This window comes from Mucilaginibacter sp. OK098 (assembly GCF_900142915.1).
Classification (GTDB): Bacteria; Bacteroidota; Bacteroidia; order Sphingobacteriales; family Sphingobacteriaceae; genus Mucilaginibacter.
Map to the genome: position 1 here is coordinate 459834 of NZ_FRCM01000003.1, position 26374 is coordinate 486207.

At 39.5% G+C, this 26374-nt stretch carries 23 protein-coding genes; 6 read left to right on the forward strand and 17 right to left on the reverse strand.

Annotated elements, in window-relative coordinates; translation table 11 throughout:
• Positions 1-22: 22 nt before the first annotated feature.
• Positions 23-3025 (reverse strand): SusC/RagA family TonB-linked outer membrane protein, encoded by a 3003-nt coding sequence (locus BUE31_RS12185; RefSeq protein WP_083619766.1) that lies wholly within the window; start codon positions 3023-3025, stop codon positions 23-25.
• Between the two features lie 303 nt (positions 3026-3328).
• On the opposite strand from BUE31_RS12185, the gene BUE31_RS12190 reads away from it, so the two are divergent.
• Positions 3329-4339 carry a LacI family DNA-binding transcriptional regulator gene (locus tag BUE31_RS12190; protein WP_073404293.1) on the forward strand — a complete coding sequence of 337 codons (1011 nt, stop codon included), beginning with the start codon at positions 3329-3331 and terminating at the stop codon, positions 4337-4339.
• 221 nt (positions 4340-4560) lie between these two features.
• On the opposite strand, the gene BUE31_RS12195 is transcribed toward BUE31_RS12190, so the two are convergent.
• On the reverse strand, positions 4561-5235 hold the full coding sequence (locus BUE31_RS12195) for a M24 family metallopeptidase (RefSeq protein ID WP_073403762.1): 675 nt from the start codon (positions 5233-5235) through the stop codon (positions 4561-4563).
• A gap of 94 nt (positions 5236-5329) precedes the next feature.
• Between BUE31_RS12195 and BUE31_RS12200 the strand changes: the two genes are divergently transcribed.
• Entirely contained in the window at positions 5330-6193 is an 864-nt protein-coding gene (locus BUE31_RS12200; protein WP_073403764.1) for a LysR family transcriptional regulator, read from the forward strand.
• Between the two features lie 238 nt (positions 6194-6431).
• On the opposite strand, the gene BUE31_RS12205 is transcribed toward BUE31_RS12200, so the two are convergent.
• The 4 genes from BUE31_RS12205 to BUE31_RS12220 form a co-directional block, all read right to left on the reverse strand.
• Positions 6432-6641 carry a hypothetical protein gene (locus BUE31_RS12205; protein WP_073403766.1) on the reverse strand — a complete coding sequence of 70 codons (210 nt, stop codon included), beginning with the start codon at positions 6639-6641 and terminating at the stop codon, positions 6432-6434.
• A gap of 88 nt (positions 6642-6729) precedes the next feature.
• Entirely contained in the window at positions 6730-7350 is a 621-nt protein-coding gene (locus BUE31_RS12210) for a porin family protein (RefSeq protein ID WP_073404296.1), read from the reverse strand.
• A gap of 668 nt (positions 7351-8018) precedes the next feature.
• Entirely contained in the window at positions 8019-8783 is a 765-nt protein-coding gene (locus BUE31_RS12215) for a LytR/AlgR family response regulator transcription factor (protein WP_073403768.1), read from the reverse strand.
• Entirely contained in the window at positions 8764-9801 is a 1038-nt protein-coding gene (locus tag BUE31_RS12220) for a sensor histidine kinase (RefSeq protein ID WP_073403770.1), read from the reverse strand. Before BUE31_RS12220 ends, BUE31_RS12215 begins: the two co-directional genes overlap by 20 nt.
• Positions 9802-10261: 460 nt before the next feature.
• Between BUE31_RS12220 and BUE31_RS12225 the strand changes: the two genes are divergently transcribed.
• Together BUE31_RS12225 and BUE31_RS12230 are read left to right on the forward strand one after the other, a co-directional pair.
• Positions 10262-10705 (forward strand): DUF2141 domain-containing protein, encoded by a 444-nt coding sequence (locus tag BUE31_RS12225; RefSeq protein ID WP_073403772.1) that lies wholly within the window; start codon positions 10262-10264, stop codon positions 10703-10705.
• A 60-nt stretch (positions 10706-10765) separates the two neighbouring features.
• Positions 10766-11452, forward strand: coding sequence for a DUF4397 domain-containing protein (locus BUE31_RS12230; RefSeq protein ID WP_073403773.1), 687 nt, complete (start codon positions 10766-10768; stop codon positions 11450-11452).
• Between the two features lie 120 nt (positions 11453-11572).
• Here BUE31_RS12230 and BUE31_RS31030 read toward each other — a convergent pair whose 3' ends face one another.
• From BUE31_RS31030 to BUE31_RS12270, 9 genes are all read right to left on the reverse strand, one after another.
• Positions 11573-11743 (reverse strand): hypothetical protein, encoded by a 171-nt coding sequence (locus BUE31_RS31030; RefSeq protein ID WP_159440670.1) that lies wholly within the window; start codon positions 11741-11743, stop codon positions 11573-11575.
• Positions 11744-11768: 25 nt separating this feature from the next.
• Positions 11769-12890, reverse strand: coding sequence for a DUF3472 domain-containing protein (locus BUE31_RS12235; protein ID WP_073403776.1), 1122 nt, complete (start codon positions 12888-12890; stop codon positions 11769-11771).
• 222 nt (positions 12891-13112) lie between these two features.
• Positions 13113-13334 (reverse strand): hypothetical protein, encoded by a 222-nt coding sequence (locus tag BUE31_RS12240; protein WP_073403778.1) that lies wholly within the window; start codon positions 13332-13334, stop codon positions 13113-13115.
• 227 nt (positions 13335-13561) lie between these two features.
• The gene (locus BUE31_RS12245; protein ID WP_143167101.1) at positions 13562-14560 is read right to left on the reverse strand and encodes a hypothetical protein; all 999 of its coding nucleotides are present in this window, start codon (positions 14558-14560) and stop codon (positions 13562-13564) included.
• Between the two features lie 7 nt (positions 14561-14567).
• Positions 14568-15257, reverse strand: a complete 690-nt coding sequence (locus BUE31_RS12250; protein ID WP_159440671.1) for a fasciclin domain-containing protein — start codon at positions 15255-15257, stop codon at positions 14568-14570.
• A gap of 20 nt (positions 15258-15277) precedes the next feature.
• Positions 15278-16801: a RagB/SusD family nutrient uptake outer membrane protein gene (locus tag BUE31_RS12255; RefSeq protein ID WP_073403784.1), complete on the reverse strand. Its 1524-nt coding sequence runs from the start codon at positions 16799-16801 to the stop codon at positions 15278-15280.
• 20 nt (positions 16802-16821) lie between these two features.
• Positions 16822-20244, reverse strand: coding sequence for a SusC/RagA family TonB-linked outer membrane protein (locus tag BUE31_RS12260; protein WP_073403786.1), 3423 nt, complete (start codon positions 20242-20244; stop codon positions 16822-16824).
• A gap of 299 nt (positions 20245-20543) precedes the next feature.
• On the reverse strand, positions 20544-21689 hold the full coding sequence (locus BUE31_RS12265; protein WP_073403788.1) for a FecR family protein: 1146 nt from the start codon (positions 21687-21689) through the stop codon (positions 20544-20546).
• Between the two features lie 97 nt (positions 21690-21786).
• Positions 21787-22365, reverse strand: coding sequence for an RNA polymerase sigma factor (locus tag BUE31_RS12270; protein WP_073403790.1), 579 nt, complete (start codon positions 22363-22365; stop codon positions 21787-21789).
• Positions 22366-22754: 389 nt separating this feature from the next.
• On the opposite strand from BUE31_RS12270, the gene BUE31_RS31035 reads away from it, so the two are divergent.
• Both BUE31_RS31035 and BUE31_RS12275 read left to right on the forward strand, forming a co-directional pair.
• On the forward strand, positions 22755-22910 hold the full coding sequence (locus BUE31_RS31035) for a hypothetical protein (RefSeq protein WP_159440672.1): 156 nt from the start codon (positions 22755-22757) through the stop codon (positions 22908-22910).
• A 183-nt stretch (positions 22911-23093) separates the two neighbouring features.
• Positions 23094-24266, forward strand: coding sequence for an ATP-binding protein (locus BUE31_RS12275; RefSeq protein WP_073403792.1), 1173 nt, complete (start codon positions 23094-23096; stop codon positions 24264-24266).
• Positions 24267-24301: 35 nt separating this feature from the next.
• On the opposite strand, the gene BUE31_RS12280 is transcribed toward BUE31_RS12275, so the two are convergent.
• Positions 24302-25390 carry a bile acid:sodium symporter family protein gene (locus tag BUE31_RS12280; RefSeq protein ID WP_200801914.1) on the reverse strand — a complete coding sequence of 363 codons (1089 nt, stop codon included), beginning with the start codon at positions 25388-25390 and terminating at the stop codon, positions 24302-24304.
• 24 nt (positions 25391-25414) lie between these two features.
• Positions 25415-26344, reverse strand: coding sequence for an RraA family protein (locus tag BUE31_RS12285; protein WP_073403794.1), 930 nt, complete (start codon positions 26342-26344; stop codon positions 25415-25417).
• Positions 26345-26374 lie beyond the last annotated feature (30 nt).

Genomic DNA, 26374 nt, shown 5'->3' on the forward strand with positions numbered 1-26374 from the left:
CTTGATTGATTTTAAGGGTTAATTATAAATCTACTTGTACACCTGCAAGGAACGTGCGTGTTTTCGGGTAAAAATTATTACTGTCGACACCGATAAACTGTCCGCTTGCCTGGTTATTCAGCGTTAAATTCAACTCCGGATCAACACCTTTATATTTGGTAATAACAAACAGGTTTGTAGCTGTGGCATATAAACGCAAGCCATGGATATAATTACCCTGTACTTTTAGTCTGTATGACAGTGTTGCATTGCTTAACCTTACAAATGTGCCGCTTTCAAGGTAGCGGGTAGAGTATTTATTCGCATTTACATCAGTAGATGGTTCGCTTAAAGTAATCAACGGAACATTGTGTGTTGAAGCGGATGATGGCGTGTTAAAGTTTGCCAGCGAAGCATCCATTATTTTATTGCCGCCTTGTCCCCTGAAAAAGAAGTTGAAGCTGAACTTTTTATAGTTAAGTGTATTTCCCCAGCCAAATGTATAAGTTGGCTGTGCATTGCCGGCGTAAGTTTGGTCGGCGCTGGTAGGGCTGGTGGTAGGCTTGCCATTGGCGCCTAAATAGGTAGATACCCCATTGGTCATCCCGATATATTTAAGCGTATAAAACTCGCCAAGCGGATAGCCGGCCTTTATAATTGAAACTTTGATCCCGCTTTGGCCAGGTCCTTCAGGATCGCCCGCAAAAATTTGGGATATATTATTACCCAGCGAGGTGATCCTGTTTTTATTAAAAGAGATATTTCCGTAGCTATCCCATGTGAAATCAGTTCCTTTTACCGGGGTGCCGTTCAAGCTTATTTCAACCCCTTTATTGCTCATACTGCCAACATTTGCGGTTAAATTACCTACCAAATTGGTAACAGTTGAAACAGGGATGGAGTAGATCATGTCGGTAGTTTTTTTATTATACACATCAACCGAACCGCTTAAACGCCCTCCTAGCAATGAGAAATCAACGCCGGCGTTCAGTGTTGCCGTAGTTTCCCATTTTAAATTGGGGTTAGGGTTTTGAGTAGGGCCGATAGCGCCTATCCATTGCCCGTTATAATAAAATGTGCCTGTTGTGCCATACTGGGTTAAAGGTGTATAAGGATCAAAACCAAGTGCGTTACCGGTTTTACCATACCCTACCCTAAGCTTAAGGTCATCAAACAGGGTTTGTGATTTCATAAATGATTCATCACTGATCCGCCATGCGCCGGATACTGCAGGGAAATACCCCCATTGGTTGTTAGTACCAAAAGCATTTGAACCATCACGGCGTATGGATGCCTGCAAAATATATTTACCCAGGTAGCTATAATTTAAGCGGGAATAAAATGAAACTAATCGCAGGGTTTCATCTAAAAAGTTTCCATAATTAGCAACATAGCCTGCCGGGGCTGTACCTAAGGCGAGGTTGTGATAGCTTGTGGCGTCAGACACGAAGTTTTCATTACTCGACTGAAAGCCATCCCCTGTCTCAGTTTGATCAAATGAATATCCAAACAGCGCTTTAAAGTTATGCGCATTATTCCAGGTATGCTCATAGCTCAGGTAGTTTTCAAATAGTTTCTTGGTGTCTTCATTTTGTGAGCGGGTGGCTACACCTCCAAGGTTTTGAGCTAATTCTGATGCTGAATTAAGGTATATGTTATTTGTTGTGTTCCTGTCCTGGTAAGCTACGTTTAAGTTATACTGAAACCCAAAAGGCAGTTTTAATTCGGCCTTTGCATTGGCTAATAAGAGATTAACTTTTTGTTTGTAAGTGTTGGTCTCAAGCAGGCCCAAAGGGTTATAGCCTAATACTAAGGTAGGGTCATTATAAAAAGTGCCATCGGCATTATAAACGCTGCGGGTGGGTAGCGCCTGTATTGCTGACCGGAACACATTTGGGTTAGCACCATTTGCGCTATACAAAGGAATATCGTTTACAAAAAGATTCTGGCTGGTTATTGAATTGCTTAAAGAAAAATCCAGTTTCAATTTGTTATTTAAAGCCTTTTGTGATAGGTTAAGCCGACCTATAAACCTGTTTAATCCGCTGGTTTTAACAATACCCTGGTTTTCGAGGTAATTGATGCTTCCGCCAAATACACTCTTATCAGTACCGCCGCCAAATGATAAATTATGATTTTGAGAAAACCCCTGATTACGTTCAATTTCTTTCTCCCAATCGGTAGTACCATTATTATTTGCCGGGGTTAAGCTTTGCCCGTTAGCAGCCAAAAAGGTTTTTAACTGAGCTGCGCTGGCCACCTGGAACTGGTTAGCTATTTTTTCAATCCCTGCATAAGCATCGTAGCTCATTCTTAACTGACCTGCTTTAGCTTTTTTTGTGGTAACGATAATAACGCCGTTGGTGGCCCTGCTACCATAAATGGCTGATGCCGATGCGTCTTTTAAAACATCCATTGAAAGAATATCCGACGGCGCAATAAGATTAATATCAGCATCAGGAACATCGTCAATAACATAAAACGGTGATGATGCAGCTCCGGCACGCAGCGTTGAGGGGCCCCTGAGCGTAACAGTTGCCTGGCCGTTGGGGTTACCGTCATTGGTAATGTTAAGGCCCGCAACCTTGCCTTCAAGCAGGTCGGCTGGTGATGCCACTACGCCGGCGTTAAAATTTTCTGCTTTAACAGTTGTAATGGCGCTTGTCAATTGCCTTTTACTTGCGGTGCCGTAACCTACCACAACTACATCATTTAGTGCTGTTTGACTTTCGGTAAGCGTTACATCAATGTGGCCCGCATCTCCTACTGTTGCATCAAATGGTTTAAAGCCGATAAAACGGAACAGCAATACACTTCCTTTATCAGCATTGATAGAGAAATTTCCATCAACTGAGGTTGAAGTAGATTTGTTAGTGCCCTTTACTTGCACCGTTACGCCCGGCAATGGGCTGCCTTTTGTGTCCTTTACAGTTCCTTTAACAACGCCGCTTTGTGCCGAGGCGTTGCTAAAGCAAAAGAACAATAACATGAGTAAGATACCGAACAGATATCTTGTCATAAATAGTTTACGTCTAATTGTTATCATATTGGTTTGTTTAATTGGTGGCTTTTTAGGGTTAATTTAATTTTTAATAAAAGCATCATTAATAACTGTTCTATAAACAATTAATCATTGTTTATAGCATTGATTAATTACAGGCAGAAGATTTATAAAGCATTTTTCAGGTTCAACAACTATCATTTAAAACTCGTTTTTTATGACATTTAAATGATTAAGTTCTCTAAAAGTGAAAAAATTAAAACTTGCTTTTATCAAATAGAAAGTATTTATTTACGTAAACGTTTACGGAATAATCGTACATTACACACTAATAAACTATTCCAGGAAATGGGGGGAATCAATATAAAAAAGCTTGCCTGTGAACTGAATTTATCAGCGGCAACTGTTTCAAGAGCTCTCCGCGATAGTCACGAGATCAGCAGTGAAACCAAGGCCAGGGTGCTTGAAATGGCCAAAAAACTTAACTATGAACCCAATCCATTCGCCAGCAACCTGCGGGGGCAAAAAAGTAAAACAATTGCAGTAATAGTACCTGAAATTGCCAATAACTTTTTTTCACTTGCTATTAACGGTATTGAAGACGTGGCTCGTGAGCGTGACTATCATGTATTGATTTACCAAACGCACGAGAGCAGCGAAATTGAAACATCTTTTCTTATGCGTCTTTTAAGCGGGCGCGTTGATGGAATTCTAATATCACTTGCCTGTGAAACTGTTGATAAAGAACATCTTAGAAAGGTGAGCGATCAAGTACCTGTGGTTTTTTTTGATAGGGTACATGACGACATTGAAGGCGTAAAAATTACCACCGACGATTATGAAAGCGCTTATAATGCCGTACAACACCTTGTTGAAAACGGTTGTAAAAAAATAGGTTACTTATTAGCGCTTAACACTTTATCAACCGGTAAAAAGCGGCTCCAGGGTTACCTTGATGCCTTAAAATACAATCACTTTCCGGATGATAGGAAATTAATTGTGGAAAGTGGTATAAACAGTGATGAAAACTACGCGCTTATTAAAAATCTTATTGCTGAACAAAAACCCGATGGTATATTATCCTCTATTGAGGACCTTGCCATGCCATGTTACTATGCCTGTAAAGAACTGGAATTAAATATACCTGCTGATTTAAAACTCATCAGCTTCTCAAACCTTGCTCATGCCGAACTGCTTAGTCCATCGCTTACCACCATTAACCAGCCTGCTTTTGAAATAGGCGTGGAAGCGGCAGGCATTTTATTTAAAATATTTAATAAACGGTGGTATGAGCCTAATGAAACCATTATATTGAAATCCAACCTGATAAAAAGGGAATCTACAAGGGCCGTCTTCTAAAAGTGACTCAAAACCGTACCATAGCAGTGTATCTAAGCTGTTGTTAGATCATCATTGTTTAGTACCAGCCATCAGGTTTGACTATATCCGGAAATGGCAGCGTTATCGTTTTAAGAGTTATATAAGACTCAGCTTTCAACCCTCAAACACTCACTAATCGTTTCAGTTCTGTTATTAAAAAGGGGGGCGCCAATATTCAATTCATCCGTGTTTTCTCTCCCCTAATTCAACAACTGCTCAAAAAAGCCACCGATCTTTTTTACTCTGTCCACAAAGTGGATCTCTAAGATCCAATGCCTGTTGTTGCCTTGTTTGTCTGCCTGAAGTATATCACTATGGTTGTCGGGGTGGATATCTAAACCCAGATCATCCGGCCCGAGTTGCTCGTGTGGGAAATGCCCTACAATATGGCCGCCTATTTCTCCGGCATACTCCCAGCCATATTTTTTTGCAAGGCCGGTCAAATAGCTAAAATATTCCGCACCTGTAAGGCTGTTTTCTCCGGCATGCCAGGCTTTCGCTTCGTGCCAGGCTGCTTCTATATCTTTCTTCAACTTCAGTTTTAAAGGGTCGCTGCCAATAACATAGGTTCTTCCCAGGTCGGCCTCCCAACCGTCGTAAATGGGACCAAAGTCTAAAATCACGATATCATCTTTTTGAATAACCCGGTCGGGCGGATTTCCGCTATAGGATTGAAGCGTGTTGACACCTGCCCGTACAATTTTTTTATGCCAGAAGTTTTCTATTCCGAACTCATTTTTGGCCAATTCAACTATTTCTTCCGTCAACTCACTTTCCGATTTGCCGGGCGCTATTAATCCCCGTTCCTCCACCGCATCAAACAATTCTTTTGCCTTCTGTTCGGCAAGGGCAAGTTTCTGTTTCGCTTCGTTCATAATTTCATTTTACTGGTTAGTTACAAAACAAGCGTGTTTACCTGATAAAATAAAATACTTAATTTTGATTAATTGATAACTTATTCTGATCAGTATGGATATCCAGCAAATCAAAAACTTCCTGGTTTTATGCAACACGCTAAATTTCAGGAAAGCCGCTGAGCAGATCAATATTGTGCAACCGGCGCTGAGCCGCCAAATCCAATTACTTGAAAATGAAATAGGCGTTCTGCTGTTTAACAGGAGCAAACGAACCGTTACTTTAACCGAAGCCGGGATCTTTTTTCAAAAAGAAGCGGATAGAATTTTACAGGATTTGAGCAAAACAATTACCCGGACCGCTCAAGTGCACAACGGCGAAGCAGGTGAAGTAAGGGTTACACATGCAAGTTCGGCTATGAATACCGTAGTGCCTTCTTTTTTAGTTAAGGTGAAGCATAAATGGCCGCACCTAAAAACCATTGCACAGGAAACATCAAACTTTCAACAAATTGAAATGTTGCTGACCAGGAAAACGGATCTTGGTGTTGCTCCTAATATTATGTTGCCCCAGGAAGTAAACTCCAAAATTTTATACAGGGAAAATTTTGTATTGATTTTGCCTGGCGATCATCCTTTATCAAAAAATAAATTTGCTGATCTATCCGTCTTAAAAAACGAAACATTTATTTTACCGCAGCTTTCAACCGGCGTTGGTTATGTTGAAGCAATATTGCAGATTTGCCAGGACGCTGGCTTTAAACCAAAAGTGGCGCACGAGTCGGCACATTCCATAGGTGTATTGCGCCTGGTAGAAGCCGGCCTTGGTATTTCAATTGAGCCCGTATCTTCTGTTCGTGGAACAAATATGAATATCGAATTAATTGAATTGAAGGATCTTCCTCAAAAAGTAACAATGACACTTTTTTGGCTAAAGGAACGCGAAGAAGAGTTAGATAGATTTATAAAAATGTTTTGAGAACCTAATCTCTGTAAATTCAGGAAAAAGAGGCTGTATCAATAGTCATAAACCTAAAAAACATTCAAAATATTATTTGATCTCTGTGATCTTCGCCCCTTCTTTGTGTACTCTGTGGTTTATTTTTAACCACAAAGCTCGCAAAGTAAGCTCAGAGAAACATGGAGCTTTTATTATCCAAAATTTAATTTTGTTTAGGATCTTATGATTTTACTTTTGATACAGCCCCATTTTTTCACTATTCTAATGCCTGGCACTCAAAACCTTTATCCGCCAGTATTTTAATAATGTTTAATGAGCAAAACTTTTCGCCTTTAACCCTTAATATGCGGTCACAATCGTCAAGATCAAAGTTGATTTCAGTGGAGGAAAAATGCTGATGCAATAAGACAAGTAAACTTTTTGCTTGTCTTTCATTTTCAACATTAGTTTTAAAAATTTCAATCATAAGAAGATCTTTTTTACTAAAAAGTTCCGGCACGTAATGCGACCGGAACCCTCTTTAATTGTAAACTGATTTTTGGGATAGATGCCTGTTAAAAAACGTAGAAAATACTTGCCTGGATACTATTATTTTTGATGTCCCCTAAGATAGGCGAAGGTGTTTCCTGAACTTTTTGCAATCCATAAACATACCTCGCGCCGATTCCTAAGCCCATTTTAGATTGGTAGCCAAGCCCTCCGGCCATAGCAAAATCAATTTTTTTAGCAAATTTGCTGTCTGTTATCCCTCCAAGATCTTCCTTTACTTTAAAACTTGCCTGCGGGCCTGCTTCAACATAAAAGCCGGAATTAGTACGGTATTTGAAAAGGATTGGAACCGAGGCATATGAAAGTTTAATCTCTTGCCCGGCAAGCGTTCCATCTTTAACTTTGGCTCCCTGCAGAGAGTAGAGGAATTCTTCCGATACCAGAAAATTGTCAGTAAACTTGTAAGAAACAGTAAGTCCGGCATGGAAACCAGGAAGTGGGTCAGTAGCAAAATTGGCCCCGGTAAAATTACTGTAATTACCACCTGCTGTTATCCCGAATTCTAATTTCTTCATGAGTTTTTTACCGAAACTTTCATTTTCGGAAGTTGTCTTAGTAGTTGTCTGACTAAACCCTTTGGCTGATACTAAAACCAAAACAACTAACATTAATAATAGCTTTTTCATAAATTCTTTTTTTTGTTTGACTTTTTTTAAGTGCCGCCTGCGAGCGGGCTGATTCATTTAAGTCAAAGGTGCGTGTCAACCCGGCGTCTAAAAAGGAAAACATAACCGAAGCGGGCAAAGTGAGGGCGGAAAGGGCATAAAGAGAACTCAAGAGAACCGGGGAAAATTTCATGAAACGTATTAAAGGGATACTCAGATGGAGCCCAAACTGGGAGATTGATTTTAATTGGGGCTATGACCCGGAGGGCAATGTCATATATTAAGAGAATGTTGGTGATAACAAACCACATAACAATGTCCAGTAGCCCCACCTAAATCTCCCTCGGTTGGGAGGACTTGAAAAAAAACAAACGCAGGCGAAGCTAAAGTCTCTCCGCTAACCAGCGGAGGAGATTTAGAGGGGGCTACTAAGCTTTTGAGGAGGATCACGCTTGTGTTATCCTACTATTGCATTTTTCTACAAAGGGGCAGATCCTCCTGGTCATTCTTGATTTTTTTGTGTTTTATACCAGGAAGTTGCCATCATTAGCATAAATGCCGACCAAATTCAAAAAGACATATACGCACTGTAACTTCCCAAAGGAGGGAGTCGCTCTGGTCCATGCTTTTTTACAATCTTTCAAACACCTTTGACGTTAGGCTTACACTGGGAAATATACTGTATTATATCAGCCTTTAGCCAACCAGTTCAGAAACTGAGCGGCCTTCCCTTTACTTACAATTACCTTTTCATTGAAAGGGATGTTGAGGTTCAGTGACAATTTTCTTGAAAAAAAGCTGGATACGTCAATGATAGCTTTCCGACAAACCAGGAATTGGCGGTTGGCCCTGAAGAAGTAATTTCCGGATAACCTTTCCAACTCGTCAAGATTTTTATTAGGATAATAATTTTTACCCGAAAAGGTAAGGAGGTGGGTAACCTCATTCTCCAGGTAGAACATAGCGATATCCTGCAGCTTTACGGGAATGATCTTATCCTGGTGATACACCAATACAGAAGCAGCCGTTTGCTGTTCCCTGTTTGCTAACAGTTGCATCAACGCATCGTACTGGGGCGTTTGATCCGCTGAAAAGATCTTTTTTAGCTGCCTGTATTTTTCAAGGGCGCTATCAAGGGTTTGCCTGGTAAAAGGCTTTAATATATAGTCTATTCCGTTGGCTTTGAACGCATCTAACGCAAACTCGTCATAAGCGGTACAAAAAATAACGGGCACCGAAACCGGGATCTCAACAAAGATCTCGAAACTCAGGCCATCGCCCAGCTGAATGTCGCTGAAGATCAGATCAGGGGCCTCTGCTTTTTTGAAATAAGCAATCGCTTGCTTCACAGATCTGAGCTGGACAATGTCCACCGGTTCTTCTATCAATTGCTTGATGTTCAATTCAAGTTCATCTGCAACAACCCCTTCATCCTCAATTATTACTATATTCATTTTTTAACAATTTAATACTTACTGAAAATGAGTCACGCCCTTCTTTGATAATAATTTCATCTCCCGACCAAAGACGGTATCTTTCTGCCAGGTTAGCCAGTCCATAATTAGTTGACGGGGCCTTCATTTTTTTCTTCTGCAGATTATTGCTGATGATCAACCGTTCATCTTTCTGACTAATTTGTACCCTCAACGGATCTTCCCGCGTAAAATCGTTGTGCTTAATGGCATTTTCAAGGAGCGGCTGCAATGAAAAAGAAGGCAGGTAATAGCTTTTTAATGTTTCTTCCGGTAATGTTATCGTACAGTCCAATGCTTCACCGAACCTGATCCGCTGCATTTCAAGATAGTCGCTTAACAATCTTACTTCATCTTCCAGGGTCGAGATCCTGGATGCATGATGAAAAATGGATGCCCTTAAAAAATTAGCCATATGAACAATATACGTATCCGCTGCATGCGTGTCTTTGTGATAAAGCGCTTTTAAGGTATTAAGCGCATTAAACAAAAAATGGGGTTGGATCTGCTGTTTCAAAAGCAGGTTAGAAGCTTCTGCATTCGCCGTTTTTAATTTGGAAAGTTCCAGGTCGGCATACAATTTATGTTCATATAACAACACGGAATTGTGCAACAGCATGATAAGCGTATTGATGACGATACCAGACCCGACAAATGCGAAGAACGAGCCAACATCCCAAAATGACCATGTTCTGCCTGATACGTAAGAAAAGCAGGGCCTTAAAAGGAGATAGATCAAGACACTGACAGGATAGGTTAACAGGACACGGTAAGTTGAAAATTTTCGCGACCTGATCGAAAAGTATTTTGCCAACAACATCATCAAAAAGATATCAGCATGCCCCACCAGCAAAATACCCGATGTTGTAAGCAGCGTAAACGGGATGATATGGCCCGGTGTGTTGCTATTATAAACAACCAAATAGAAGATAAAACCGATGATTATAGCCTGTAGCCAGGTAAGGCGGCTTAATCGTTTTATTGGTAGCTTCTCTTCCATAATAACAAATGTAGGCAATAGATATAATGTTATTAACGATTGTTAACCGAAGCGGGCAAAAGCAGGCCCGAACCGTTCAAACTTGAGTTGAAATGGTACCGGGACAGTTACAAATGCCTCACCTAAGCGGCACAGCCCTCATGAACGTCTAAAAAATAAACAACTGTGAATAATCCTCCGCGGCTGGGAGGCCTCAAAAAAGCGCGAAGCTAAAGTCTCTCCGCTAACCAGCGGAGGAGATTTAGAGGGGGCGACAAGGCTTTTGGGGAGAATCTCGTTTATGTTATCCTTTAACTTAATGACATTGGGCCCAATCAGTGGCCCATACTGCGTTTTTTTCAAACTATCTATAATAACGTTGAGGTGTTATTTTGCCCGCCTCACTATGTTTTTAATAGCCCGGCGTATGGAATGCCGATACTTTCGCTTCAAAATAAATGTCAAATTAAATTTTACAACTATGAAAAAGACAACTGTATTAGGTATTAACCTGCTAATTGGCCTGCTGTTTATTTTCCTTGCTTCTTATATCCAGGCACAGGAAACACAGGTTAAAGTTACCGGGATCAGATCCCCGAAAGGAAAGATCATACTCAATGTATTTAAAGACAATGCGAGCTATGATGATGAAAAGCCTTATAAGACATTCACGTTCGACAAAACAGGCATCACTGACGGTACACTCGTGTTGAAATGCAAACTCGAACCCGGAATTTACGGGTTCACCATGGTGGACGATGAAAACAGCAATGGCAAGATCGACAAAAATTTAATCAGAATCCCGAAAGAAGGATTTGGCTTTTCCAACTTCTTTATGGAAAAGATGAAAAAGCCAGCGTTCGATGACTTTAAAGTCGATCTGAAAACCCAGTCTAAAATTGATATCAGGGTAAAATACATGTAAGCAGGTCGCCCGGCTTATTTAAACAACAAACGGATTAGAAATCAACAACAACAATTTAAAATGAAAACAACATCAATTTATAGCAAACTATTCGCAGGCCTGGCCCTGCTGATAACGGCAGGATCTTTTTCCTCATGTAAAAAAAATAATATAGACCCTTCAGGGCAATTTCACCTAAAAGTCGTGAACGCGTCCGCAACTGCCGGCCCGCAAAGCTTTACACTGGCAGGAACTGTGTTGGTAAGCGGCGGACTTAATTTTACCGATGCCTCCGCTTATATCACAAGTCCTTCCGGAACAAGGTTGGTTGCAGAATTCAAAAACGACGGAACAAATAATGTTTATGCTTCCGGCGAGATCTGGACGGCAAACACTATAGACCAAACGGTGTACCTGGCCGGAAATGGTTCAAAGGCCCGGGTTAAAGTGTATACAGACGATCTGGGCGTTCCCAACAACGGCAAGGTAAAGATCAAATTCATCCATTTAAGTGATGACGCACCTTCTGTTATCACCATAAAAAACTCATCAGGAGATGACCTGGTGACTACTTTGGCCAGGGATATTTCCAGCGATTACAAATATGTAGACCCTGGAACCTTTTCTGTCCAATTTTATGGCTCCGCGTCCAGGAATAACATCGGGAACTTTAATGTGACGGATCTGCAAGCCGGTAAAATTTATACCCTGTACCTAACGGATTCCGCCAATGGCAGCCTCCTTCTGAACAAGGTTCTTCATAATTAAGGAAAACAAAGCCGGCAATTATGTTATACTTAATATAATTGCCGGCTTGGCTGCTTTTCCACAGTGACCGGCATCTACAAAAATTGAATTATAGTCTGATGAAAGCAAAGTTCCATCAGACTATTCTACATCAGTAAAAACATTAATATCAAAGTGAATAAACATGCCGTATTTGTGTTCCATCTGATCTTTCCCTGGCTTAACGGAAGGAACCGGAGTAGATATTCCTGGCTGGGCGAATGAAATACCTGGTAGAAGATACAGCAAATATATCAGTGATAATTTTTTCATATTTAGCCAGGAATATTGACAGCTGTTAAGGTTTCTTTTCCTCCAATACTGTATTTTTAATCGGGGATTGCTGACCGAAAATATCCGTTATCTGCAAGGTGATATAATAGTTTTGATATTTTAAATTCAAACCTTTTACTCCAATTGCTATACTGTTCAAATCGGGATCAGTCCCTTTTATTGATGCCAGGGGCTTTCCGCTGTATGAACTGTTATCAAATATTTGCACCTCATAACTTAACTGTGGTGTGGCTGTTTGCAGAATACTCCAGTTAACAAATATCTTTTTTTGCGAATGGTCATAATAAGAAGCAAGGTCATAAACATCCGCAGCGATGGTCGCTGGATTGTCTTTTTGAATTACAGGATAAAAAGTCTTCTTTTGCCATGGGCTTGTTCCGCATGAGGTTACTTTTACCCCATCATTACCATATCGTTCTGCCTTCCATGAACCATCACCGGCTTCGGCTACCAATGAATCAGGGTGCAGCCATTTATGCTGATCACTTAGCATCCAGTAAGATTTGTATATAGCTACCCTGGAACTTTTCTGCTCATCTGCAAAATTTTCAAGAAAACTTCCAATGTCGCCATGCAACATAGCCTCCTTTTCTGGCACAGAAAAAGTCACATAATGTCTGTAAGTTTTTTCACTTTGATCATATATCCAATAGCCAACAAGTGTTGTAGAATCATTTACTGACCATCGCCTTACAATGTTGGTATACCAATGATCCGGCTTCCATCCAAAGTCGGCATGCGAGTGCAATCCTGTGCCTTCGCCCCCAAAGCCCCCAACAAAAGTTAGTGGGTCTTTATATTGATCGGATATCTGTATTTTATTGGGGAAATCCCAAATAGAGAATATGTTATTTGGCATGCGTGTTTCTGTTAACCCTGCCTTTTGAATGCCACAATAGCCGCCACTTTTCCCTATGCCAAATTGTACTGAACAGGCGTAAGTGTAGGGCGCCATACCATCAGACGGAATCATCACATCAGCCATCATAAGCACGGCATTATTTTTCGCCATGTGTACTGCTTTTACATACGGCCCCCATTTCGGACAGCTTTGCTGGGCAAAGCTATGTGATGATAAAGTAATAATTAAGATGGCTATTAAAAGAGGCTTAATTTTTGATTTCATTTGATTTGCATGTTTTTAAAGAGAATTAAGTAGGTTGAAGTAGAGTTCCGCATTTTTTACATTCTTCCAGGTTTATTTATATAAACAACCCACTAAATAGTATTATTTAGCGGGTTGTTGAACAAGGTTAATTCCCAAATGGAACTAATTTTGTGGTTATTCATTTACATAAATAATGCTCCACAGTTTCATTATTTATTCGCAATGAAAATTGCAGGTGTATTATGCGGCACTGCAGTGTAAAGGCCAGCCCGTTCCACCACAAGGGTTATTACATATAGGATACTTTGGATCTTTGCAATCTGTATCATCATAACAAATATTTTCCTGGCAAGGACCACCGGTAGTTGTGGGACTACTTCCCCCCAACACATTTTTCATTTGTGCCCTGGTAAGTATTTCAGTTGCGCCGAATTCCAGCGCTTTTAATTTTAACTTTTTCATTTGATTATGTTAGTTTTTTAAAAAAATATGTTTGTACTAGTTTACTTTGGGGATTACTTATTCTCCAACCCGTCTACTTCCCGCGTATACAGGCTTATTTTTCTTTTAATTTCTATTTTATGGCCTCCTTTCTTTATTGTTTTCCGGTTTAAACCATTAACACTATAGGGGTGCAATTACAGCCGCTTTTATTTATCTAATATTTAACTCGCAAATAAGCTATTCTTCTATGGCACATGCGTTACATCGGGGAACTGCATGGTTACCAGGTACGATCCGGGTACATATATACGTATCGGGAATCGCGGATTCAGGCTCCACATTCCATCCGGTTGTCCGTCAATATGTACAAGATTTGTAGGTATCCTGTAATAGGCATTAAATCCGTTTGGTAATTGATTTAATGGAAATGGCGTAAAAGGAAATTTAAAGATCATTGCCTGGTCCGTAATAGAATAGAAATTAGTAAAATCCTGGAGTGTTTGTAAATACGGGGGGCTGGGATTTAAACCCGTTGCGGGCCTTCTTTGAATTTCGCCCTTTTTGGGATTGAAATACACGCCGTTTTTATCTAAAAATTGAACAGTTACTATATTTGGTGTATCAGCCACCCTTGTAATTGTAAGAACAGGAACGCCTGCTAATTTAGAAACGCTTTCATTTCCAACTTTAAACAATTTATCATATTGTGTACCCAAAGCCGGAACAGCATCATAGGTAGTAGTATCTCTAAGTATAAAATCGCCGATTTTAGGATATACTCTTGTACCGGTTTCATTTTTTATTTCTAAATCAAATTGATATTCCCCCCCCGGCAGCTTTAAAGCGCCATAGTTAGCAACAATTTGACCACTTGCAGGATTAACTGAAATTGGTGCTGTATTAACTGTTTTAAGCTTAGCATTTATCAGTTGCAGGGTTGTATCTGTTTTAGGGTTATATAATCCTGTCCATATCTGCACCGGAAAGGTTTTAGCAAAAAGCGTGTCTAATACTTTACCCGTTGCTTTATCGTAATAATGAAGCACCCTGACAGAAAAAGGCTGTGACGTCCCGTCGCCATTCAATCCAGCACTAAGAAAGGCACGTCCCTTTGGAATTAATATGGGGCTTTGCTCATAATGAATGTATGGACTAAGAAACCCATCAGTAGTTTTTTTACAAGCATACGTTGCTGCAAAACATATTAATAGCGATGTTATATAAAAAAATGATTTACGTTTCATATTGCTTTTAGTGTTTAAAAAATAAAACATGTGAATTACTAAGAACATTTAATTGACCTGTGGAAGTGGTTAGCCCTGATGTTTGACATAAAACCCTGACGCCAACGGTATCAGGAATTTGTGATGCCACAACTACCGGGGGTAAGTGCCCTTTAATAAAAGTATAATACTCAATACGTGGCGCCGTGCTTACAGCCGAAGTATACCCCAGGTTTGTATCGAATGTTTGTTCGTAGGAGATAACCGCCTGGCTTCCGTTTTTTGCTGTATTAAAAACAACTCCGCTTTCTGTAAGGGAGCTGGCAATAATTTTTTGTGGTATGATATAAGTATTAAGCGAATCTTTGAATGTGTTTAAATCATATTTGATCAAAGTATCAATGCTATACCTGGCAAACGGATTATTTTTTTGGGCGGCAATCGTTTTTGCCTGCAGATAATTATTAATTGAGAAATCTGTAGGGGCGTAAAAAGTTATTCCTTTTGCGTTAATTACATCCTTTAATCCGGCTTTATCAATTACCAGCAATAAGGTGTCAAACATCTTATACCTGTTATTTTTCAAATAGTCATAAGTGCTTAATGTGGTGGTAGCGTTTTCCAGCTTGCCACCTATAATATAGTTGTCCTTTTTGCATGCAACAAAAACAATATTGGCCAATGCAAAAACTATAATGAGTTTACTAATATTTTTCATCTTTTCTTTGTTTAAGTTAATTATTGACCAGCTTGTGCCCACCATGGGTTTTGTGTTAATAAGGGATCCTGTGGCAAAAGCGTTCTTAAATCCAGCGGCCATTGATAACCTTTGTTAGCAATCCTGGTTGGCAAATAGCCATCTATAACATTGTAATAATTAGGATCATCAATAAGGCCTGAGCGCACCAGGTCAAAGTACCATTGGCCTTCGCCATATAGTTCCCTTCCCCGTTCGTCCATAATAGTATAAAGCAGGTCGCTGGGGCTGCTCGGAATGTATGGGCCAGTACCCGCCCGCTGCCGTACCCTGTTAAGGTAAGTTAGTGCAGTACCCTGGTCGCCTAAATCTATCGCTGCTTCTGCTTTTATTAAAAGTATATCGGCCAAACGTAACAATACCATATTATTACTCACAAAAGGCAGTGTTTTTTGCGATGGGTTCTGATATATTACATTGGCGTATTTAACCATTAAGGGGTTAATAGTTTGCAAACCATAGAATGTTGATTTAAGACGGGCATCCTGTGTTGAGGTTGTGTCAAACAGGCTGTTTACCAGGTCTAAATTCACTACCCAGTTGTCGCCCGACTTACCATTTACAAATGGAGTTGATAAAAAAACCGAGAATACCCCAACGTTTCCATATTGATCAGGCTTTCCGTTCTGAGCTTCATTCTGGTTGGGTGAATAAAGCATATTCATTTCAAAAATACTTTCCTGGTCATGCCCCTTATAAATATTTGCCAGGCTTGACCCTGATTCAAGTGTGTATTGGCCATTCTGGATTACGCTATCAGCAGCTGCCGATGCCTGGCTGTACTGTTTTTGCCACATGTACACTTTTGATAAAAGCGCAAAAGCAGAACCTCTATTTGCCTGAACAGCAATTTTAGAGGCATCAGAATAGCCATACTTTAGCAGGCTGATACTCTTTTTGAGATCGCTTACAGCCTGGTTAAAGCCATCTGCATCACTGCTGCGGGCAATAGGTTTGGCATTGATCGGGTCAGTATAAGCCTGGGTAACTATAACAGGCTGCCCCCAAACCTCTGTTATATAATAATAGCAATAAGCCCTTATAAAATAGGCTTCGCCTAAAATTTGATTCCTGGTTGCTACCGGGTCATCTGTGAAATTGGCCGCCGGGATAGCCGGCACTTTATTTAATATCAAATTACATTGACTTATAACCTGGTAAAAGCTCGTCCAGTTGTGGAGTACCCCCTCATTGTATGGCACGTAATTAAAGTTCCATCTGCCGGATGAACTTATGCTTCCAAGTGTCCAATCACTGCTGTAGCTGCTAAATTCATTGGCTGTAGCATCACCGAAAATAAAGTATGCCTTATCGCTTGTTAAAGAGGTACGCAATAAACCATAAGCTCCGGCTAAGCCACTTTGTGCGGCTCTTTCTGTAGTCCAGAAATTAGCATCTGTTGGAGTATCAATTGGCCCCTCATTAATATATTTTTTGCACGAAGTCAGTAATCCAACACTGCAAAGAAATATTATTGCAAAGTATTTACTTATAGAATTTTTCATTTGTAATTTCATTGAATTAATTAAAACTGAACATTTACGCCTACGGTTAATTTTTTCGGAATTGGGTAGGTGGCTCCATCATATATACCAAAAGGGTTTACCTGTTCTGCATCAGGAACTTTAGCTTTCTGGAAAATGTACACATTATCTAAAACCGCGTAAAAACGGCAGCTGGTAATTTTCAAAGCATCCAGGTATTTTTTAGGAAGTTTATATCCTACAGAAACATTGGTTATTCTGAAATAAGCCCCATTCTCATTAAACATGGTTGAAAAAGGGAAAAACTGGTAGAAGTTTGCGCCATTTGGGTTCAAAGCCGGAAATTTAGCATTGTAACCACCAGGGTTTTGAGCAGCCTGGGCTGGGTTCCAAAATCCTATTTTTGATAAATCGGGGATTCCTGAATTGGTAAAACTATATTGGCCGTTTGTCCAATTAGTAAATTGGTTTGCCTGCAAACTATTAATTATATCTCTTTTCAGGGTAAAGGTTGTACCAATACCTAATGAGAAGTTTTTATAGCTGAAATTATTATTGAATCCACCTGTTATTGCAGGATTCGGATTTGCGGTTGGTAACAGATCTCCCTGCGCATTCCCTTTATCTTCATCAGACCAAACATCATAATCACCATTTACGTCTTTCCATATCGGATAGCCTGGTTTAACCACATAGTTACCCTTAAAATAGGTTAGTAACTGGCCTGTATATGGATTTACCGGCACTTGCGACTGTGAGTTATAAACTCCCTGGTAAATCATCTGGTTTAAGATATACAGGGGTTTTCCAACCTGGAAAATGTAATTCACACTTAACCCACTATTATAATCATTATAACTTGCATAGATGGTACGGTTGCCATTTGGAAGGCTGAGTATCTTATTTCTGTTATAAGAAAAATTGAAATTGGTATTCCATTGAAGTTTACTTGTTGGCGAAAGATTATGTGTATCTATATTAACCTCAATACCTGAATTACCAACTGATAGTCCTGAATTAGAGGTTTGTTGTGTATAACCTGTGTAAAAAGCCAGCGGGAAAGTATAGTATTTATTACTTTGAATTTTATTGTAGTAATCAAAAGTGAAGTAAATGCGATTATTCAAAAAAGCCCCGTCAAAGCCAATGTCGAGCTGTTTGGTTGGCTCCCACGTAAGATTTTTATCGGTTACCCCATTTCCTGTATTAAAGTTTGGAGTACCCATGGCAGTACCATTATAATAACCCTGTGTTAGATTATACCCATTATACGGGGCATAAAAACTGGATGGCTGGTCGCCGTTTACTCCATAACTTGCTCTTAGTTTTAATAATGAGATCCAGTTTATTGATTTCAAATATTTTTCGTCCGAAAGAATATATCCTACGCTAACCGAAGGGAAATATCCCCATTTATGATTTGCACCAAACCTGGAAGATGCATCAGCACGCATAGTGGCATCAAATAAGTATTTTTCTTTATAATCATAATGTACCTGCGTAGCATAAGATAGCAGGGATGAGGCCTGATAATCAGTTGAAGCGCTCAAACTGGATTGCGGCACACCCTGAACTACCTTAATATTATCATTTGGAACATTATCGCCATATATATTAGTACTGTTCACTACATCCCTTTGAAAGTTTTGCAGTACCAAAACATTAATGTTATTGTTAGTGCCAATTTTCTTGGTGTATGATAAAACGTTATTGATGTTGGCCGAAACAAAATTGCTGCTATAATCATAAGACGTTGCAATGCCCTGGGCTGATAAATTGGACGGGGAACTGAACTGGTTATCACTCATATTGGTGTTGGCAGAACCTTCTATTTTATAAAGTAACCCGGGTAGAATTTGATAATGCAAGCCAATAAATCCGGTTAGCTGGTCATTCCTGTCCAGATTTCTTAATTGACTATACTGCCCTTTTAACCTGGAAATATCTGTATCGTTGACATAATAAAATGAACTTGGCTGATTAAAACCGGATAAAGGGTTAATAGTGTGAGGGTTATTTCCTAAACCGGGTTGCCTGTCTATCCGTGAAATACTGATATTCACCTCAGTACTAAGTTTTGGGCTGATCTGGTATTGGATGTTTGACCTAAATGAATACCTTTTAAAACCAGTTGCCTGTAACACCCCATCTTCATTGTAATTATTTAAGCTAAAACGATAATTTAAAGCATCAGTAGCTCCGGCTACGGATAAATCAACATTATGTAAATACGCCTTACGATAAAGCATCCCCTGCCAGTTTGTAGCATTATTGAAAGCAGGGTTTAAACTATCAGTTAGCATTTGAGGCAGGGTAGAAATAGGATGAAGCCCTGCTTGAGTAGTTAAAAAATCCAATTTTTGATCTCTTTCAAATGAGCCGGTAGCTGTTTCCTGCAGCTTAGGTTGTGCAGAAAACCCACCATAAACATTTAAAGTAACCTGGGGCTTTCCTTTTTTAGCCTTTTTGGTTAAAATTGTTACTACACCATTCGCCCCTCTTGATCCCCATATAGCTGTAGCAGCTGCATCTTTAGCTATTTGTATGCTTTCAATATCATTAATATTAATACCTGCAAGCACATCTGTTTGTGTATTATCATAATTGCCCAGGTCTGTAATACTTGTTGGCACACCATCAATTATAAATAAAGGGGTGCTCAAAGCATTTGCTTCTGAAAGATTTGTTGACAGTGCCGAATTACCCCGTACGGTAAAAGTGTTTCGTACTCCCGGCTGTCCGCTAAAGTTTTGAATGTTTACCCCAGTTACCTTTCCCTGTAAAGCAGTTGCAAAACTCGGCGCCGGTAAATTTTCAATATCTTTCCCGGATATTACAGTTATGGCAGCTGTAGTTAATCTTTGTTTAACGTCATGATAGCCAACTACCACAACATCGTTCAGGCTACTCAGTTTAGGGACTAATCTAATAGTCATGTTTGAAGAAATTTTAATTTCCTGGGTTGTATAACCTACAAATGAGACAACTAAAATTGCGTTTTCGTTGAGCCCCTTAAAAGCAAACCGGCCATTTATATCGCTCGCCGCTGTTGATCCGGTTCCCTTTACCTTAATGGTTGCCCCGGGAATAGCCTTCCCATTTTCATCCAGTACAATTCCCTGCACATCAACAGCAACTAAAATATTCTGCTGTACTCTCCTGGTAATCAGGATTGTTTTTTCATCAATTGCATAGGTAAATTTATCCTGGAGACAAACTTTCATTACCTCATCCAGGGGTGTATCGTTAAAATTGGCGTCAATCCGGACTGACGCGTCCAGATTGTCTGGCCTCCATAATACATTGTAACCGGTCTGCTTGCGAATTGTCTTAAATACCATGTTAAGCTGTACATTCTTTTTGTTCATGGTAATATTCTGTGCAAGAGTTTCGGCACTTAGCTGAAGCATGGAAGCAATGATTAATATTATTGTCAGCTTCATTACATTCAGGATTTTCTTCATGCAGGAAGAATTACTGCATATAAAATTTGTAGAATTTTTATACATTTGGTTGTTTGGGTTAAGACTATACTTAATTTGTTTTACGACATTTTTACAGATACCTGAACAATACTACCGGTAGTGTTCACAGCACTTCCGGTATTTCTTATTCAGCTACGATCGTTATAAATTATGGTCCCGATTGCTGATGATTTTTCATTTTTTTTTGTTTGTTAGGTTTGTAAATCCAGGCAGCTTCTCATTGTGCCCCTGTATATTTTTAATAGTTTAAAAAAGAAGATTCCGTTTTATATCTGTATTTATTTTCTCATTACGATGATTTTATGAGGTTCCATACGAAACGATACACCTCCCAGAGCTTCCAGTTTTCTCAACACCTGAGAAACCTGGGCAAAACGGGAAACTGTGCCGCTAAACATTTCCTTTTTCAGCACCTCATCTTTAAATTCCACATCCACATTATACCATCTGCTGATTTTTTTCATTATTTCATCTAAATGATCATCATTAAACAGGAAAATTCCATCTTTCCAGGCAATCGCGTCATCTGCGTCTACATTGGTTACATTAATTCCAATATCCGACAGCACAGCTTCCTGACCGGGCTTTAGCAGTTTAGTAATATTTTTATCAGGCTGTGATACTTTAACAGAGCCTTCCAGTAAAGTGGTCTTTATATTTGCATCATCTGAGTAGGCGCTGATATTAAAATGGGTTCCCAGCACTTCTACATCCTGTCTGTCGCACTTCACATGAAAAGGCATTTTTTCATTATGAAACACTTCGAAATAGGCCTCACCTTTAAGCTCCACATTTCGTGTGTTACCTTCAAAGTGCTCAGGATATTTTAAAGAGGAAGCGGAGTTTAACCATACCTTTGAATTGTCAGGCAATATAATCTGCCATTGTCCTCCCATGGGTGTTGTAATGGTATTCCAGTTTATATTCTTTTTATTATCAGCTGTAAATTCAACAGCGTTCAATACTTTATAAATCAACTGGCCATTTTTTGATTTGATGACCTTTATTCCGGATTGTTGCATAATAACGCCATTAACGGTATTTGTCAATGAGATTTTTTTACCATTTCCAAGGGTCAGTGTAGCATCATTTTTACCCGGAGCTATCTCGTTTTTTACAATAATATTTGTGGGAACCTTGCTTTTTGAGCGCACTAAGAAATAACCTCCAATAGCAACAAAAATCAATATGGAAGCAGCAATAGCCAGGCTGTAGCTTAAGTTATTTTTTTTTTTGGAGCTTTGGTTCTTCTGTATCATAGCCCATATCCTATCCACGTCTTCGTTTCGGTCGTCATCCGGCATTACATAGGGAGCTGATTGGTTATGTGTTAAATACCAACTTTCTAAAAACGCCTTATCTTCCGGAGTAGAGCTGCCATTTCTGTAACGCTCTAATAATGCCTTTAATTCGTTATTTTCCATGTTAATTAAAGGCTAATTCTGCCTTAATTAATTGTAAGGAAAGATCAAAGGATGAAACAGGTAGAAAAAAAATGAAAAAGCTAATTTTATAATTGACTTAGCGATGCATCATCAAAAACAAATAGATCAAGATTCCAAGTTTTACTTTAAGAATCTTTAAAGCATTAGTGATTTGCTTACTGACGGTTTGCTCAGATATCTCCAGCTTCCAGGCAATTTCTTTGTGAGTCAAATATTCCTTTCTGCTCATTTCAAATACTTCCCTCATTTTACGCGGCAATAATAAGATCTCCTTTTCTATGTAATATTTAAGCTGGTTTTCTCTGATCAGGTGATCGGTTACCACATCTCCCTGCATAGCAAACGCTTTAATGGAATCGAAGTATTTTTCCTGGACTTGTTTGCGGGTTACTTTGTTTAATATCGCGTGACGGATTGCACCATAAAGATACCCAGATAAACTTCCGGAAAACTGAATTACCTCGTGTTTGGACCATAAATAGGTGAAAACTTCCTGAATAATATCCCTGGCCTCTTCACGTTCACGAAGTTTATTTACAGCATGTGCATGCAAAATGAATTTATAGCGGTTATAAATTTCGGTATAAGCCGGATGGTCCCCTTCTTTTAGAAGAGCAGCTAATTCTGTGTCAGTTAATTTACTATAATTGGTCATTTACCATTTACCTTATACTCAGCGCAATAAAACCAAATACTGATCTACAATGTAGTGGTTGTTTTTTAAATACTTCAGCAAAACAATGCGCAAACGTTTGATAAGCAAACGCATCAATAAAATATGATAACAGATCCAACCGTTTAAAACAATCAACATATTTATAGTCGCCATCCTTAAATATTTAATATTGTAAGTGGAACTATTTGATCTGTTTAAATTAGCTGTTCGAATGCTAATTAAATAATCATTTTACATGGCTTCGTAATTTTAGAAGCATAAAATCTACGCAAACGTTTGTCTTTGAATCTAAAGCGCGTTATAAGATTATTCCCTGAAAAAAATTTGCTTTTCCAACATTCTGTTAAGCAATAAAAAGCAGGGTTTTCATGCCTAAAATTAAAGAATCATACCTAACCTATTGGATTTGCTACTTTGGCTGGCATCAATTAACCTATAACGTAATTACCAACTACCGGCTTGGCAAACGGCTTAGTTATCATTATGCTTTAAGCGGCCAGGTCTACTGTGGCAATTTTACCTAAGCTATTTGCTATCCCGGATGCAAGGCCTCCGCTTTGCATGTCTCCTCTATGTCCATTGAAAGTTGTTTAATTTATGTAAATTATAAATAAACATCATGTATTTTATAAGTATAATTTATGTAAATCATAAACAAATACTATGTAAATTATAAATAATCATTACTTTTGTTTAAGTTTATCGTTATGAGCAGGTTTATCCAAAGGCAAATTGCACCTATAATAGAAGCCCAAAAAAGCAAATTTCCAGTATTGGCGCTTACCGGGCCAAGACAATCAGGTAAGACAACTTTGCTAAGGGAGCTTTTTAGCGACTACCGGTATGTAAGCCTGGAGAATCCTAACACACGTTCATTTGCCCTGGATGATCCTATCGGTTTTTTGAACCTGTATGATCAGAAAGTTATTTTAGATGAAGTGCAGCGAGTGCCGGAGTTGTTTTCCTATATCCAGGGCAGGGTTGACGAATCTAAAATGATGGGGCAATATATACTATCGGGTTCTCAGAATTTCCATTTATTAAACAGTATAACTCAAACTTTGGCAGGTAGGGTCGCCTTATTTAAATTACTGCCTTTAGATTTTACCGAGTTAAAACAACCTGGCTTATTGGCAAACTCTTACACGCAAGCAGCCGCTAAGGGGTTTTATCCAGCCATATTTGACAGAGATATTGATTCGACTATTTTTTACGCTAATTACATTCAGACGTATATAGAAAAGGATGTAACGGAACTTTTGAATATAAGGGCTCTGAAGGTATTCCGTACCTTTTTAAGTTTGTGTGCAGGTCGCGCCGGACAATTACTGAATTTCAGCGCACTGGCTAACGAATGTGATATATCTTATAATACGGCCAAAGCATGGCTGTCTATACTTGAAAGCAGTTATATCGTATTTCTTTTACAGCCTTATCATCAAAATTTCAACAAACGTTTGATTAAAAGCCCTAAGTTGTATTTTTACGATACGGGGTTGCTAACTCATTTGTTGGGAATAAGAACTGCTGAAGAACTGGAAGAAAACAGGTTGAAAGGCCACATCTTTGAAAATATGATGCTGGCCGAATACCAAAAGCAGAACCATCATTTATATCTGCATCAGGATTATTATTTCTGGCAGGATAGTAATGCCCATGAGGTTGATCTGCTCATGAAAAAGGGACAAGGCTTTTCCATTTTTGAGATCAAGGCAACACAAACCATAACCACCGCCTTATTTAAAGAAATGGATCGGTTTGAAGAAATTGCCGCTCCAGCAAAAGTAAATAAGACGCTGATCTATGGTGGGTCCGAAAATGAGCTAAGAACAAACTATAATGTTCTTAGCTGGCAAAATATCTCTGGGAATGTAAGCTGATTTTTGGTTTTTTTCCTGCTTAGCAAACAGTTCAGTTATTGCTCTTCTTTAATCGGCTTTCTATGCCAATAATTAGCCAGTAATGATCCGGTGGTATTCATAAGCGGACCAAATACCGCAGGCGCCAAGCCAACAGTAGCAATTTTACCCATTGCTTTTGCCAGTCCTGATGCCAGCCCGGCGTTTTGCATCCCTACTTCTATAGCCATTGTGCGGCAATCCCGTTCAGACATTTTAAATAAACGGCCCGACCAGTAACCCAATGTATACCCCATTAAATTATGGATCAGCACCAGTAAAACTAACAAACCGCCAATATTTAACAGGCTATTCCTGCCGGCAGCGGTAATAATTACGATAATAAACGCTATTCCGAACATTGATACCAGTGGCATAAGTGTTTCCAGCCATAACGCCCGCTTAAGTAAATATTTATTAAAAAGAATCCCTGCCCCAATAGGTAAGATCACTATTTTTACAATATCCCACATCATGCTAAGGGCATCGATCTTAATAAATTCCCCGCCAAGCAGCTTCATGAGCAATGGCGTAAAAATGGGAGCCAGCATAGTAGAAACTGCAGTTATTGTAACCGATAATGCCAGGTTGGCCTTGGCCAGGTACGACATTACATTGGAGGCCATACCATTGGGTGAGCAGCCTACCAGGATTATTCCGGCAGCGATCTCCGGCGGAAAACCACTTAATTTGGCTAAAGTAAAACCAAGCAGCGGCATAATTATAAAATGGCTCCCAACACCTATAAACACCCCTTTCGGCATTTTGATAACCCCGGCAAAATCCCCGAGGCCCATTGATGTGCCCATTCCAAACATAATAAGTTGTAAAAGCGGTGTAATAAGCCCGGAGAGTTTAAAGCCATTTACTACAACAAAATATTGCGGATAATATAAGGCGGTTGTTACTGCAGCAAAAATGATAAGCGTGTACGAAAATCCTTTTGACAGTTCTGCCCCGCGGGCTGCAATGGATAACAGAATAAAAAATGCGATGATAAAAGGGCCGGCAAAGGCAATCCCATCCTGGCAAATGCGCCAAATGGCGGCAAGCAGGCAAAGTGCTGCAATACCTGCAACAATTTTATAAATACCAATATTTTTCAAAACTTAAATTTAGGTTAGGGTTTATTACCAGGTACGTTTTTCCATAAAGGCATCTAATTGCGCCCTCGTTATTTTTGTTTCATTAGGGTTTTGGTCAAGCCATTTCATAAAAGCATCTTTGATCTGGTTAGTCCATTGGCTGTCTATTTCGCCGGTGGCAAATGTGCCTGCTTTAAGCATAGCATGGCTAAATTTGTCGCGCAAGTCAATAAATTCAGCTATAGCTATTACTTTTTCGGCTAAATGAGCCGGGATAAAAAGCACACCTTCTTTTTCAGATAAAACAAGATCGCCCGGCAACACTAACGCCCGACCTATCCTGATAGGTGTATTCAGCCCCATCAATACCATTTCTTCAAGGTATGAAGGATCAAAATCGCGTACAAAGGCATTAAACCCCTTGATCTCTTTCAACCCACTCAAATCCCGTGCGGAGCCGTCAAAAATTACACCGTTGCCCGATTTGCTAAAGATCGAGTTTCCAAGGTTGTCACCTATCAAAGTTCCTCCCCTGATCTTACCGAAACCGTCAGCTACATAAACATCTCCTTTGGTCAAAATATCTATCGGCCACGAATTGGTATTTCCCTTTCGCCCTTGTTTTGCGCCCCGCTCTTTAATGCTTTTTTCTACATCGGGGCGGCTTGGCATAAACATGGCGGTAACAGCGCGGCCAACAACCGGTATGGTGTCATTCACCAATTTCCAGCCGCCTTCAAACTGGTTATTGTATCCCTCGTTTCTTAACACCGTCCAGGCTTCCTCTATGCCGATCTTTTTTGCCCTTTCAATCAGGGCGTCCGGAATTTTTGGCCGGCCATCAGCGAAACGCTCGCCTTTCCATTCAGATGTAAAAAAGATCAGCTCATCTTTTGAGATGGTTTGCGCTTTAGCTTCGCGGTAGCCGCCTATACTTGCAATAAGCGCTAAGGTTAAAAGTTTATAATATTTCATGGTTTTTATTAAAAACAAAACATACTTAAA